Below are 14281 nucleotides of genomic sequence, written 5' to 3'. Positions count from 1 at the left end.
GGTATTCCTTTGGCACATACGGTTTCGTATTGGCCGGCCGAGGGAGATAATTGGTTCTGGCCCAGGATCAAACAATCGAATAGTTTTGACCTGACTGTTCAATTTTATTGATCTTTTTTACTGATCAAAGGAAGTCACATGGATTCCGATCTGCTCCGAAGCTTTGTCGCCTTTGCCGAATGTGGCAGTTTCAACCGTGCTGCGGATCGGATCGGCCGCACTCCATCGGCATTTTCCATGCAGATGAAACGGCTGGAAGATCTTGTCGGAAACAAGCTGTTTGAACGGGAGGGCCGCAATGTTTTGCTGACAGCGGACGGCATCACCTTTGTCGGTTATGCAAGGCGAATGCTGTCGTTGCAGGACGAAGCCATGGGAAAGATGCGCGGTCATGATAGCAGCCGTCCGATCCGGATCGGATGCCCGGATGATTACACTCAGAAAATCCTGCCGGTGGTGCTGCGTGCAATACGCAAGGTCCATCCCGATGCCAAATTCTTCATTTCCGTCAACCCGACGATATTGCTGCGCCGGATGCTCGACCAAGGAGAACTTGATATATCCGTCATCAGCCGGTCGGAACAGGGTGAAGAAGGATATTTCTTGCGTCATGAGCCCGGTGTCTGGGTTTCATCCCCCATCCACCGACAACATCTGGCAAACCCATTATCGCTTGTTCTGCCTGCGGAGGATTGCAAATTCCATGCATGGGCAATTGATGCGATTTCCAAGGCAGACCGGCCATATACCTTGCTTGCGACCACACGACAGGCCGCATCGCTTTTGCATCTGGTGCGTGACGGTTTGGGTGTCGCCGCCCTTGCAGCGGCAAGCGTCACCGATGAGTTTCAGATTCTTGAAAGTCGCGACGGTTTCCCACCATTACCCGCAGTCGGTGTAGCCCTGATGATGTCAGATACGTCCCATCCGCTAGTGGATCGCCAGCTTGCCGCAACAATACAGAATTTTGTAAGCGACCATGTGGTTGATGACAGCTTGACCAAACGCGCAGCAAGCTGATTTTATTCCGACTGGGAGACGCATCCACCGGAGATTCAACAAAATGAACAGTCTGACATCAAAGATTGAGGCCTTTCTGGCACAGGAAAAATGGCACGAAGAACGCAAGGCCCTGCGAACGATCATTCTTGAATCGGGCCTGACCGAAGACGTGAAGTGGGGTAATCTTTGCTACACGTCGGAGGGCAAAAATATCCTTATGATTTACGGGATGAAAGATGATTGCGCGCTTGGATTTTTCAAGGGCGCGTTGATGGAGGACCCTGAGGGTGTTCTTGCGAAACCGGGTGAAAATTCGAAGGCAATGCGCCGCATTCATTTTACGTCGGCTGAAGAAATCAGAGCAAAAGAAAATGCTCTGAAGGCCTATATCAAAGCGGCCATCGAAGTCGAAAAATCCGGCCTGAAGATTGATTTCAGCGAAAAGGAAAATCTTGAGCTTCCGGCTGAACTTTTGGATGAATTTGCAAAAAATCCTGATCTTGAAAAAGCGTTCAAGGCCCTGACGCCGGGTCGGCAGCGGGGATACAATCTTTATTTTTCTGGTGCCAAACAATCGGCCACACGCAGATCCCGAATTGAAAAATCTGTTGCCGGAATTCTTGTGGGCAAAGGTCTTCAGGGTCGATAGAACCACCAGATGATTGCTTGACCCGATAACCGGCAAGCTGGTTTTATGCGCCCCCGCAAACACCATAATCATGACGGATACCATGTCCCCAAAAGCCCGCCTGAATATCTGCACGACCTGCACCGCATCCTCGACCGAAGGGGCAACGGAGCCACGTCACGGTCGGATACTGTTTGATAAAATGGTCGAAAACGGGGCGACGCTGGACATACCGTTTGAAATCAGGGCAGTTGAATGCCTGACCAATTGCAAGTCGGGCTGTTCGGTTGCGCTGAATGGCAAGGGAAAATGGGGTTATGTTTACGGAAATATTGATCCGGAAAACATGATCGCTGATCTGCAGGAACTTGCCACAAAATACGCGGAAACCGATGACGGCATTGTGCCGTGGCGTGAACGCCCTGAAAGTCTGCGTCGCAATGTGATTGCCCGAATCCCGCCACTAGACTGACGGCAATTGAGGCCAAAAGCTTAACCTGTTGGCAAATTTCCGTGCATATCGCGCCATTCCTGCGCGATATTTCCTTCCCTTTTCACTATCCGGATTAAATCATTGAACTCAGCCAGCGATATCGCCGACTGTTTTGAAAGAACCGCAACCAGCTCGTAGCTGAAATCAGGGCTTGGTCCAATAAATACTCTCTGACTCAGTTCCGGATTTTTTGCATAGGCTCTTGCCAGAAATCCTGCCGAAACAATGCCAACGTCACCTTCTCCGTCCAACAAATGGTCGAACAATTGTTGTTCGTCATAGTGGAACAAAACACCGAAATGATCTTGCAAATACTCAGGATTGGCGTTGAAAGAGGCAAATTTATAGTGGAACCCCAGTACGCAAAGAAGCTCATGTCGGGTTATATCGTCGAACCAACCTGGCCCCGGAACGTCCTCCTTGCGGGCAATGAATAAATCATATTCGACAACAATGGGATCAGAAAACAGAACATCCTGATCTCTCCAATCCCAGTCGGGACTTTCCATCAAAATGAGATCGAAGCCCCCCATCGCAAGATCGTTGTAGCGACGACGTGACGATGTTTCGACCAACTCGAAAAAGTATTTCGATTGGATGGCATTGAGGTCTGCAATCAATTCCGGGGTGAAACCTGAAGGTTTATCATTTTCAAAAAAATAGACGACGCCATATTCATAGGCGCCAACCTTAACAGGTATCGCGTTCTTGGTGTCAGCATTGGCTACTGTGGCAACTACCCAACAAACCAATACGCTCGACATATGACAAAACCAACGAGATATCCCCTGCATCAGAAGCCTCTCCCTTTTCGCACACTTTAGATCGCCAATGCGCGTCGGCCCCGGATTTTGCATCAGGATATGACGCTGATCCCTTCTATATGCGGCCTTCGCGCCAATTTTCCAGAAGGTAACGTGCAATAGAAATCGGACGGGGAAGGTTGATGCCCTTTTCGGGAAGCCCGGCAACATCGTCGCGATGCACCCACATCGCAAATTCAATTTCCTTTTCATCAATGACGATGTCGGTCGTTTCTGCCTCGGCGACGAAACCCAGCATCAATGAACCGGGGAAAGGCCATGGTTGAGATGCAATATAACGCGCACGTTTGATGCGTATCCCGACTTCTTCGAACACTTCGCGCGCAACGGCCTGTTCAAGGGTTTCGCCCGGCTCGACAAACCCGGCAAGCACGGAAACGGTCCCTGGAAGAAACTGTGGTGAGCGCGCCAGCAACACATGATCATTGTGATGGATCAGCATGATGACCGCAGGATCAGTCCGCGGGAAATGCGGTGTGCCACATGCCGGATTACTGCATTGCAAACGGTAACCGGCTTCCATCACATGGTTGGGGTGACCACAAACACCACAAAAACGGTGCTTGTGGTGCCAGTTGAAAATGGCACGGGCCTGGGCAGCCAAGGCGGCTTCGTCTTCCGAAAGGGCTGCCATGCGGCTTCGCATATCGCCAAAACCGCCCCCAAGCCGACGAATGGCATCATCACGGTCGGAAATAACCGGTTCGATATCAATGGCAATGACCGCTTCGCCGCCCTGTCGACCGATATAGATCCAGTTTGCCCGTTCGATTTCGAGATCAAGATGCGGCAAGGCCGGGCCGCCCACAACGACCAATTCATGCTCGTTCATATCTTCAGGCCAGGCAAAAAGCGGATCACCACCATGACAGATCAGGATTTTGACGTTTTTCTCGGCCAGCAACAACTCGCGCCAGTTTTCCCGGGTGCGCAACTGGGCATCGCGATCCAGATCTGTTGCTTCGTAAAACAGCCTGTCCATTTCGGGGCAATTCCTTGGTTGGGTCCACCAGAGACGGGATCGAGTCCCGTAATTCAATATGGTGGGTCAGCATATTCAGGTGACGGGTACCGACATTAGCGCGACCAAACCCGCCGTCAAAGCCACGATCATGCGATTTATCAAAAAATCAAAGCCGGGCCTTGCGTTTTATGGTTCCTTGCGCGATATAGGGGGCGAGAGGCTGGCCGTGGACGGACCGCTCGCCAACCCGGTCAGGACCGGAAGGTAGCAGCCGTAACGAGTTTTTCCGGGTCGCGGTTCAGTCTCTCACCCTTTATATCCCCCCAAAAATCACCTGTTTCCGCCATGCTTTGCAGCATCATGCCTGCTATGGAATTTTGTGCGGGAAATTTCCCACTTGGTCTTTCCCATGCGGGGGCGAAGCTGCTAAAACCAAAGCACATTGAAACATGCCGGACCGGATGAATGACGGATCAGATCGACAACGCCGAAACGTCAGCACCAGAAACGCCCGAGGCTGAGGCGCCAGAGCTTGATATGGAGCAGGAACCCGCCGCGGCGGCACCTGCATCTGTGACTGCGCCAAAGGCCGAAGAGGCGCCCAAAAGCGAATATCAGGTTCTTGCCCGCAAATATCGCCCGAAAACCTTTGACGAGCTGATCGGCCACGGGCCGATGGTCAAGACGCTGTCGAATGCGCTTGAAAGTGGCCGACTGGCGCATGCCTTTGTTCTGACCGGGGTGCGCGGGATCGGTAAAACCACAACCGCCCGCATCATTGCGCGCGCGCTGAACTGCATCGGACCGGATGGCAAAGGCAATGCCACCATCGAGCCATGCGGTGTTTGCGAGCATTGCCGCGCGATTGCCGAAGACCGTCATGTCGACGTTCTGGAAATGGATGCCGCGTCACGCACGGGTGTTGACGATATTCGCGAACTGATCGAAGGCGTCCGTTATCGCCCGACATCGGCGCGCTACAAGATTTACATCATCGACGAAGTGCACATGCTGTCGAAAAGTGCGTTCAACGCGCTTTTGAAAACGCTGGAAGAACCGCCAGAGCATGTGAAATTCATCTTTGCGACCACCGAAATCCGCAAAATTCCGATCACCGTTCTGTCGCGTTGCCAGCGTTTTGATTTGCGCCGGGTTCAGACCGATGAACTGGCCGCCCATTACAAACGCATCGCAACCCTTGAACATGCCGATATCGAGGACGAGGCGCTGGCCCTGATCGCGCGTGCTGCTGACGGATCGGTTCGTGACGGTATGAGCCTTCTGGATCAGGCGATTTCGCATGGTGCGGGCAAAGTCACCACCCAGCAGGTCCGCGATATGCTGGGCCTGTCAGACCGGTCGCGGATTTTTGATCTGTTTGATCAGACCATGAAGGGCGCAATCAACGAAGCGCTGGAATTGCTGGGGGCGCAATATGCACTGGGCGGTGATCCGGCGGTGATGTTGCAGGATATGCTTGATCTGACCCATTGGCTGACACGGGTGAAGCTGTCGCCCGAGGCGGCAAATGATCCCGGCGTGTCGCAGATCGAACGTGACCGCGGCAAGGAAATTGCCGCCAAGCTTGCCATGCCACAATTAACCCGTGCGTGGCAGATGCTGCTTAAAGGGCTGGAAGAAACACGCATTGCACCAAGCCCGATCCAGGCTGCCGAGATGATCCTGATCCGGCTGGCTTATGCCGCGGAAATGCCGCCACCCGGAGATCTGATCAAGAAACTGCGCAATGATCTGAATAAATCCGGCAATGCCCCGCAAGGCGGCGGTGGCGGCAATGGTGGCGGCGGACCAGGGCCGCGCATGCAGGTGGTTAATGGCGGTGCTGCGGCAGTTGCCCATGCGCGTCCCGATCCGCTGGGTGAGCCAGAACAGGCCCCGCAGCAGGTTTATGCCAAGCTGCCCGAAACCTTTGCCGAAGTCGCCGAATTGCTATCGAAAGAGCGGGAAACAACCGCACTTGCGATCCAGCTTAAAAATTATATGCATCTGGTGAAATATGAACCGGGTCGCATTGAATTCCGTCCGGCGCTCGGCGCGCGTGCGGATTTGGCAAGCCAGTTGATCAAGACCCTGAACAATCTGACCGGTCATCGCTGGATGGTCAGCGTTTCGGAACGCGAAGAAGGTGCGCCGACGCTTAAGGAACAGGAACTCGAGGACCTTGAACAGCGCAAGGCGGATGCATCACTTGATCCGCTGGTCAAGGCGATCCTTGACGGATTACCCAAGGCAAAAATCGTTGCCGTCCATCTGCCACCGGGACAGGAAGAAACCGAGGGCGAGCAGGATGACAGCGGTTCCGTTTACGATGATGCGTTTTATCTCGAAGGAGACGACGAGCTATGAAGAACCTTGCAGGGATGCTGAAACAGGCCCAGCAAATGCAGTCCAAAATGCAGGAAATGCAGGAAGGACTTGTGGCACTTGAAATCGAAGGCCAGTCCGGGGCGGGCATGGTCAAGGTCATGCTGAACGGCAAGGGCGAGATGCGCGGCCTGAAACTCGACAAAAGCATTGTCGATCCCGAGGATACCGAAGTCCTCGAAGACCTGATCGTCGCGGCCTATAACGATGCCAAGGTCAAGGTCGAAGCCGCTGTTCAGGACAAGATGAAGGATGTCACCGGTGGACTGAACCTGCCGGAAGGTTTCAAACTTCCGTTCTGATCGGCAAAACCGATATCAAATTGCGGTCATGCCGCATAAATCAAAGGGTGGCATTGCGCCGCCCTTTGTTTTTGATACAAGCTACCAGAGACACCAATCAAAAGATCAACCGCAAGACGGGACCATCATGAACGGACGGGAAATCGAAAATCTGATCAAGCTTCTGTCACGCCTACCGGGGCTTGGCCCGCGGTCAGCACGGCGTGCGGTTTTGCAGATGCTCAAAAAGCCCGAAACCCTGATGATCCCGTTGTCCCACGCACTGGAAGAAACCGCGAATGCCATGACCAATTGCGGCATTTGCGGCAATATTGATGTTGTCGATCCGTGCCATATTTGTGCTGATCGCAATCGCACCCACGATGCGATTTGCGTGGTCGAGGAAGTTCAGGACCTTTGGGCACTTGAACGCGCCGGGGCGTTCAAGGGGCAATATCACGTTCTGGGCGGGACATTGTCGCCGCTTGACGGGGTTGGGCCGGATGATCTGCGTATCGACCAGTTGATCGAACGGGCACGCGACGAAGCCGTGACCGAAGTAATCCTTGCGACCAACGCGACCGTTGATGGCCAGACCACCGCACATTACATTACCGAACGCCTGATCGAAACCGGGGTCAAGGTTACACGCCTGGCGCACGGCGTCCCGGTTGGCGGCGAACTTGATTACCTTGATGACGGCACGCTGGCCGCAGCCCTTCGATCACGCAGCGCAGTTTGATCGCGAACCGTTCCTGAAAACAGAAGGGCAGCATTCAATTCTGCCTAGGATATTGATAAATATATCTTTTTGGTCACGCAGAGCATCGGCCGAGAACTTTTTCCGTTTTTTTTGAAAAAAGTTCTTGATTTGTTCTTTTCGTTATGTCATAAAGATGAAGTCAACAGGACAAATGGGTCCGGAGACAAAACCCGCAAGGCGTGATCCGCTTTTGCGGGTTTTTGCGTTTCGGGCGGCAAAACAGGAATGAGACGATGACAGGGCAGCGATCTGACGGGATGAAAAGGCGGCGGCGGCGTCGCCAAAGGGACGTCAATGGCGCATGGAAAAGCCATTACGGCGGTGGTGTGTTCTTGCCGTAAGGCCACGCGAAATTTGCGAAAAACGGGTGTTTATCATGACGGGAGAAATGTGTCCTTAGGGCAAGGGCGTTTGTTCGGGGCAGCGAGAGCCGGGGCGAAGTTAGCCCGGTCCGTTCAGTCCGGTCGGTGAAGCGTGACAATGACGAGAATCAGCAGGCCCGAATTGCGCCCGGATTGGATCGGCACGGGATCGGCGGCCGGGGAGCCGGGATTGCTGGCGGGATCGATTGCCATCGAACCGATGGATCGTTCGGAGAGGCCAAAAGACCGATCATCGATGGTGGGACGAGTGCCTGACGTGCGACAACGCCGTTGCCCTTGGGGTGAGGTGCGTTTGCGATGTAAACCGGGAGCAGCGGGTGTTTGGAGCAGCAGGGTCCGGGGCGGGGTCCGTCCGTTCGGTGACGTTTGGCGATGCCGGGGGCAACGACTTGGCTTGGCGGGATTGGGCCGGTTTGCCCGGAGCGGCGGGCTGGATTGGATTGGTGGCGGGGCCGATGGTGCGTTCGGACGTACCGAAAGGTCGGTCATCGATGGCGGCTTGTGGGCTTGGCTGGCGCGATTGGTTTGGCGATGGATCAAAACCGTCATTCCGGGCGGAGCAGAGCGCAGACCCGGAATCCATACCCTGTTGCAGGAGACGAGATTGCCGCCCCCGCTTTCACGGGGGCAGGCTTTACGGGAATTGTGTCTTGAAGGAATGTTATCTGTGAGCTGTTCAGCAGTCCGAGGCAGCATTCGATGCTGCCTTTGTTGTTTCGGACCGGGGCACCATCATCCTATTTGGTCTGCGCAATCTTTTCCGCGGCAAGACGCGTTGCCAGTTCATAACCATAGGCACCGGCACCTGCCATCACGGCATTGGCAGCCGGGCTGATCCAGCTGTGGTGGCGGAATTCTTCACGGGCATGCGGGTTGGAAATATGCAGTTCGATGATATAGCCATCGAATGTTTTAAGCGCGTCATGAATGGCGGCCGATGTATGGGTATAGGCCCCGGCATTGATGATGATCGCCGCCGATTTTTGCCGTGCATCATGGATGAAATCGACAATGCTGCCTTCGTGGTTTGACTGTTCAAACCGGACGGAAACCCCCAGCGTTTCGGCAAGGGACGCGCATTTATCCGCGATACTTGCCAAAGTGTCATAACCGTATATTTCCGGCTGCCGCTGCCCCAGAAGGTTAAGGTTCGGGCCGTTAATGACAAGAATTTCCGAAACGCTCATGGTTTCCTGATCCCCTGAAATGGTTTGCTTATTTCGACGTCTGACTGCGTCGGTTCATACGGGTTTGCGAAGCAAGGCGGATCGGTGCATTGGCCGCACCAAACCCGCGATAATCGCGACGTTCGACCAGTTCAAAGAAGAACCGGTTGGCGAAGGTCTTGGTATAGACCTGAAAATACTCGCCGTCATCATCACGATCATAAAGGATGTTGGCAGCCTTCAGTCGATCCAGAAGATCGGGATCAAGTCCAAAGCGCGCCTCGATGTCATCATAGTAATTTTCCGGGATTGGCAGAAATTCAACACCATTTTTCCGGCAAAAATCGGCACTGGCAAAAATATCGCCACTTGAAAGTGCGATATGTTGCACGCCGCTTCCAAAGAATTCGCTTAGGAATTGTGAATGCTGGGTATGGGGGCTTTGCGATCCGTTCAGGATCAGCCGCACCCCGCCATCCTCACCCTGAACCACCTGACTTTGCACAAGCCCGCCGGGATCGGGCACATCGACCGTTGGCATTTTACCAAGATCGAAGATCGAGGTGAAATACAGCACCCAGGTCAGCATTTCCTCGTACTGCATCGAATAGGACACATGATCGACTGCCTTCAGGCTGGCGTCATTTGCCGGTTTGTCGGCAGTTTTCGATGCTTCGAATTCGACATCCCAGATGCGCGCCAGTTCGCTTTGATCATCAAGAAAATAGACCAGACTGCCGCCCACACCGCGGATGGCGGGCATTTCGATTTCGCCCGGGCCAACGGACTGGACAAAGGGTGATGCCAAAAGGGATTGCGCGCGTTTAAGCGATGCGTTTGCATCATCGACCTTAAGCCCCACCGCGCAAACCGACGGGCCATGCACGATGTTATAGGAATGCGCGAAACCATCCTTGTCGCAATTGATCACAAGATTGATATTGCCCTGCTTCCACCATGTGACGGCCTTGGATTTATGGCTGCCGCGTTTTTCAAATCCAAGCCCGGTAAACAGGGCCGCAAGCTTTTCGGCGTTTTCTTCTTCGACCGCGAATTCAACAAACTCGACATTGCGGGCATGCGCCTTTGGCGGCAGGGCAACCGCCTTTTCCCCGACTTTTACACCCTCAATGCCATCCCCCAGATAAATCAGGGAACGCAAGCCATCCTTGGCAACGTTTTTGGTCGAGCTTGAGCGGAACTGGTCATTGAAAATTTCAAGTGATAGCGGCCCGTCATACCCGGTCCGGGCCAGATTGCGCATGAATTCATCAAGGGGAAAATCGCCCTGCCCCGGAAAGCACCTGAAATGGCGGCTCCATGACAACGGGTCCATTTCAAGGATCGGCGCATCGGCGACCTGCACAAGAAAGATCCTGTCGCCGGGGATCGATGCAATCGCATCAAGGGGCACCTTGCGCGCCATGATGTGGAAGGTATCAAGTACCAGACCAACATTGGGGTGATTGGCGCGCCGCACAACTTCCCAGCTATCGCGATAGTCGCTGATATGTTTGCCCCAGGACAGGGCTTCGAACGCAATGCGAAGCCCACGTTTTGCCGCGCGGTCGCCAAGTTCGGCCAGATCTTTTGCCGCACGATCAAGCCCGCCAAGTGAATGTGGCGAGACGTTCGAGCAAACCATCAAAAGATCGGTACCCAGTTCTTCCATCAGGTCGAACTTGCGTTCGGCACGTTCAAAGGCCCGGGCCCGTTGGGGTTCGGGCATGCCTTCAAAATCACGGAAGGGCTGGAAGGTTACCAGCTTCAGACCAAGGTCACGGATGGTCTTGCCAACATCTTCGGGGGAGCCATCAAAGGTCAGAAGATCATTTTCAAAAATCTCGACACCGTCAAAACCAGCAGCGGCAATGGCATCAAGTTTTTCCTGAAGATCGCCTGATAGCGATACGGTCGCGATGGAAGTCAGCATTTTATCCCTCCGGGATGGTCGTGTGGCGCATCGGCACCGTCGCGCGGAAGGACTTCCGGGCACGTTGCCCGGCAGGATCGGTTCGATCAGTCCTGCGAACGGCGCCGATATGTTTCAATGTGATCGGTCAGTTTTGCCAGTGCGGCAGTTTTGTCGCGTGCCAGTGCCAGATCACAGATGCCTCGATGTTCATCAATTATCTCCTCGGCACGGAAACCGTGCGTTTTCAGTTCGATCACCACGTAACGGCGGAACTGGTCAAAGATTTCACGATGCATCCGCAAATGCAGATCCGACCCACAGGCAGAGATCAGCGCCTGATGAAATTCGCGGTCATACTGGCTCCAGCGTACTGTCAGTTCTCGGCTTTCTTCGGTCAGCATGCGTTTTTCGATGGCGGAAAGTTTGTGATGGGCGGCAGCAACACGGCCTTCCCATTCGACATCCCCGGCATCAATTGATTTCGCAAGCCCGTTGGTTTCAAGCAGCAACCGCATTGCGGTCAGTTCCTTGAAATTCGAGGGCGATGTTTCGACAACCCGAAAGCCTTTCTGGCCTTCGACAAAAACAAATCCCGACGCGACAAGACGGTTCAGCACCTCGCGGAGCGTGTTGACCCCGGCATTATAACGATCCCGCAACGCATCAAGCTTCAGCTTCACACCCGGCTGGAGTTCGCCATACAGGATGTCATCGCGGATTTCGTTATAAACGGTCTCGGCAACTGTGCTGCTGCTCATGGACTTTCCCCTTACCCCGTCAATGCCTCGGGATAGGCATTGAAATATTCGACCCGGGCCGCATCCCCGTCGATCTGCGTGCCACTGAAAACCTCGAATGCTTCAATACCCTGAAAAAAGAACAGTTCAAAGCCGGTCATGACAGAAAGCCCCGCCTTTTGCGCGGAATGAAGGAACGCGGTTTCAACCGGTGTATAAACCGCGTCAAACGCCCATTTCTGTCCGCCCAGCAAGGCAGCATCAATCGGACTGCCCGGATACTGGTTCATTCCGACCGGGGTGCAATTGATCAAGCCGTCCGCACTGCGGATCGCATCGGAAAGTTCAGGTTCGGTAACAAAGGCAACGTTGGCCCCGCCCGCCTTCAGGGTCGCAACCAGCGTATGGCCGCGATCGGCATCCTTATCATGGATAAGGATGCGTTCCGCACCAAGCCCGTGCAACCCGAATGCCGTGGCAAGGCCGACGCCGCCCGCCCCCATCTGCAAAACCGTACCCGGTGCCTGATCACCAAACTGCCCGCGATAACCGCGCATGAACCCGACATAGTCGGTATTGTCCCCGCGCCAGCCATCTTCGCGGAACACCACCGTGTTCACCGCACCAAGGGCTTCGGGCAGACGTTTGCGACGCTGGATCAGCTTGCGGGCCTCGGTTTTGTAGGGATGGGTAACATTCACCCCGGCATAACCAGCCTTGGCACAGGTTGCAAGTTGCCCGATCAGATCGAAATCGGCGATCTTTTCACTGTCGAGATAGTCATAGGTCACATCAATTCCGCACATCCGGCCAAGCAAGACATGCAGTCTGGCCGATTGGCTGCGTGATATGCCTTTACCGATAAGACCGAGTTTCAACATGGGGCGAAATCCTAAAATCCGAACAGGTTGGGCATGAAAGTGACAAGTTGCGGCACAAAAGTGATCAGGATCAAAACCGCCAATTCAACCAGGAACAACGGCATGATCGATTTGATCATCCGGGCCATACCAACATTGGCGATGGCATCCGCAACAAACAGGCAAAGCCCCATTGGTGGTGTGATCAGCCCGATCATCAGGTTGAAGATCACGACAATGCCGAAATGGGTCGGATCAATACCAAGGCTGATCGCAATCGGATGCAGGATCGGCACCAGAACCAGCATTGCGGCAATGCCTTCAAGCACCAGACCGACACCAAGCAACATGATGTTGATCAGGATCAGGAACATTGTCGGGCTATCTACATAGCCTAGCACAAACGAACTGACCGCCTGCGGAATCCCGGCAAAGGTCATGAACCAGTTCGCCGCGGCGACCGTGCCCATAATGATCAGGATGCTTGAAGAATCACGCATTGAGTTGGCAAAAATACCCGGCAGGTCTGATGGTTTGAGTTCGCGAAACACAAACAGTCCGACAACCAGTGCATAAAAAACGGCAAAGCTTGCGGCCTCGGTCGGGGTCACGATCCCCGCCAGGATTGATCCGATCACGAAGACCGGCATGAAAAGCGGGATCAATCCATCCCAAAGGGCGCGCATCTTTTGGCGCATATTCATCCGGCCACGCGGTGTGGCATAATTGGCCGCAAAGATGCGGACATAAACCGACAACGCAATCGCAAGCAGGATGCCCGGAACAATCCCGGCCAGAAACAGCGCCGGAACCGACACATTGCTGGTAATCAGCGCATAGATAATCACAGGAATACTGGGCGGAATAATCGGACCGATTACGGATGATGCCGCCGTCAGAGCCGCGGCAAAATCGCGCGGATAACCTTCTTTTTCCATCGACGGGATGAAGATACGCCCGATTGCCGATGTATCGGCCACCGCCGACCCCGAAAGACCCGCAAAAATCACCGAAGACCAGATATTGACCTGGGCCAGACCGGCTTTGGCATGGCCAACAAGCGCATTGGCAAGATTGATGACCCGCGACGTGATTCCACTGGCATTCATTAATTCCCCGGCCAGAACAAAAAGCGGAATGGCAAGGATGGTGAAGCTGTCAAGCCCCGCAAAAATGCGTTGGGGCAGAAGATCGATGCTGAATGTCGCACCACCAATATAGATCGCAATCGCCAGCGCAATCGCAAAAGCCACCGGCGCGCCAATGGCAAGCAGAACAAAAAGGCCAAGCCCCGTGATCATGATTCCTCACCCCCTGAAGATTTGCGGGTGAAGAAAGCAATGAGACGAAACAGTGCCGCAATGACAAGGCAGACCCCGCCAACCGTCATGGCGATTTGCGCCCAATACATCGGAATTCCGATGCCCGATGCCATAATCCCACCGCGCTTGGCGGCAAAGATCAAACCGGCATGGACCAGAATGCCCCCCAGTATCAGCGTTGCGACATCGACACCCAGCGCAAGCTTGCGGCGGATCGGGGCAGGAACGGCATCAATGAATATGCTAAACGTAATCTGTGTACCTTGCAGATAGGCAAAGGCCATTCCGAACATGGTGCCATAGATCATCGCATATTTCGCGACTTCCTCGCTCCATTGCAGAGGCGCGGAAAACAGGTAGCGGCTGACACTGCCAGCAAAGACGACGCCAAAGACGACAAGGATGCTAAATCCCGAAAGCCCGGCAAGCAGATGCCTGAAAGCATTTTCTGCGCGTTGCATAAGTTCCTCTGGATGAACACGGGAAGCCGACAACATGACCGCGACAATTGTTGGTGCCTGTCGCGGATGCGATGATCACTGAACAAAAAGGGCAGGC

14 protein-coding genes and 1 other RNA gene are annotated in these 14281 nt (G+C 54.1%); 7 read left to right on the top strand and 8 right to left on the bottom strand.

Annotated elements, in window-relative coordinates; all coding sequences use genetic code 11:
- The first annotated feature begins 138 nt into the window (after positions 1 to 138).
- From BC440_RS00485 to BC440_RS00475, 3 genes are all read left to right on the top strand, one after another.
- Positions 139 to 1020, top strand: a complete 882-nt coding sequence (locus BC440_RS00485) for a LysR family transcriptional regulator (protein WP_071239349.1) — start codon at positions 139 to 141, stop codon at positions 1018 to 1020.
- A gap of 43 nt (positions 1021 to 1063) precedes the next feature.
- Positions 1064 to 1651 carry a DUF1801 domain-containing protein gene (locus BC440_RS00480; RefSeq protein ID WP_071239348.1) on the top strand — a complete coding sequence of 196 codons (588 nt, stop codon included), beginning with the start codon at positions 1064 to 1066 and terminating at the stop codon, positions 1649 to 1651.
- Positions 1652 to 1721: 70 nt separating this feature from the next.
- Positions 1722 to 2102, top strand: a complete 381-nt coding sequence (locus tag BC440_RS00475; RefSeq protein ID WP_065701888.1) for a DUF1636 domain-containing protein — start codon at positions 1722 to 1724, stop codon at positions 2100 to 2102.
- Between the two features lie 20 nt (positions 2103 to 2122).
- Here BC440_RS00475 and BC440_RS00470 read toward each other — a convergent pair whose 3' ends face one another.
- Positions 2123 to 2917, bottom strand: a complete 795-nt coding sequence (locus BC440_RS00470) for a transporter substrate-binding domain-containing protein (protein ID WP_175484447.1) — start codon at positions 2915 to 2917, stop codon at positions 2123 to 2125.
- Positions 2918 to 3002: 85 nt separating this feature from the next.
- Positions 3003 to 3929 (bottom strand): NAD(+) diphosphatase, encoded by a 927-nt coding sequence (nudC, locus tag BC440_RS00465; RefSeq protein WP_071239346.1) that lies wholly within the window; start codon positions 3927 to 3929, stop codon positions 3003 to 3005.
- A 197-nt stretch (positions 3930 to 4126) separates the two neighbouring features.
- Here nudC and ffs point away from each other — a divergent pair.
- The 4 genes from ffs to recR all read left to right on the top strand — a co-directional run bounded on the left by ffs (position 4127) and on the right by recR (position 7319).
- Positions 4127 to 4221: signal recognition particle sRNA small type (gene ffs / locus BC440_RS00460), an RNA gene on the top strand.
- A 155-nt stretch (positions 4222 to 4376) separates the two neighbouring features.
- On the top strand, positions 4377 to 6278 hold the full coding sequence (locus BC440_RS00455; RefSeq protein WP_071239344.1) for a DNA polymerase III subunit gamma/tau: 1902 nt from the start codon (positions 4377 to 4379) through the stop codon (positions 6276 to 6278).
- Positions 6275 to 6598: a YbaB/EbfC family nucleoid-associated protein gene (locus tag BC440_RS00450; RefSeq protein ID WP_007091823.1), complete on the top strand. Its 324-nt coding sequence runs from the start codon at positions 6275 to 6277 to the stop codon at positions 6596 to 6598. Before BC440_RS00455 ends, BC440_RS00450 begins: the two co-directional genes overlap by 4 nt.
- 127 nt (positions 6599 to 6725) lie before the next feature.
- Positions 6726 to 7319, top strand: a complete 594-nt coding sequence (gene recR, locus BC440_RS00445) for a recombination mediator RecR (RefSeq protein ID WP_071239383.1) — start codon at positions 6726 to 6728, stop codon at positions 7317 to 7319.
- A gap of 1141 nt (positions 7320 to 8460) precedes the next feature.
- On the opposite strand, the gene BC440_RS00440 is transcribed toward recR, so the two are convergent.
- The 6 genes from BC440_RS00440 to BC440_RS00415 form a co-directional block, all read right to left on the bottom strand.
- A complete protein-coding gene (locus BC440_RS00440; protein ID WP_071239341.1) occupies positions 8461 to 8910 on the bottom strand; it encodes a type II 3-dehydroquinate dehydratase in 450 nt (149 codons plus the stop codon).
- 28 nt (positions 8911 to 8938) lie between these two features.
- Positions 8939 to 10822, bottom strand: coding sequence for a sugar phosphate isomerase/epimerase and 4-hydroxyphenylpyruvate domain-containing protein (locus BC440_RS00435; RefSeq protein ID WP_071239339.1), 1884 nt, complete (start codon positions 10820 to 10822; stop codon positions 8939 to 8941).
- Between the two features lie 86 nt (positions 10823 to 10908).
- The gene (locus tag BC440_RS00430; protein ID WP_071239338.1) at positions 10909 to 11562 is read right to left on the bottom strand and encodes a GntR family transcriptional regulator; all 654 of its coding nucleotides are present in this window, start codon (positions 11560 to 11562) and stop codon (positions 10909 to 10911) included.
- Between the two features lie 11 nt (positions 11563 to 11573).
- Positions 11574 to 12422 (bottom strand): shikimate dehydrogenase, encoded by an 849-nt coding sequence (locus tag BC440_RS00425; protein ID WP_071239336.1) that lies wholly within the window; start codon positions 12420 to 12422, stop codon positions 11574 to 11576.
- A gap of 11 nt (positions 12423 to 12433) precedes the next feature.
- Positions 12434 to 13702 (bottom strand): TRAP transporter large permease, encoded by a 1269-nt coding sequence (locus BC440_RS00420; protein WP_065701884.1) that lies wholly within the window; start codon positions 13700 to 13702, stop codon positions 12434 to 12436.
- Positions 13699 to 14184: a TRAP transporter small permease gene (locus BC440_RS00415; RefSeq protein WP_037989435.1), complete on the bottom strand. Its 486-nt coding sequence runs from the start codon at positions 14182 to 14184 to the stop codon at positions 13699 to 13701. The genes BC440_RS00420 and BC440_RS00415 overlap by 4 nt, the downstream gene beginning before the upstream one ends.
- Positions 14185 to 14281 lie beyond the last annotated feature (97 nt).

The organism is Thalassospira sp. MIT1004, from assembly GCF_001858545.1.
GTDB classification, from domain to species: Bacteria; Pseudomonadota; Alphaproteobacteria; order Rhodospirillales; family Thalassospiraceae; genus Thalassospira; species Thalassospira xiamenensis.
The sequence above is the reverse complement of the archived record's forward strand: the minus strand, read 5'-3'. Positions and strand labels throughout refer to the sequence as shown.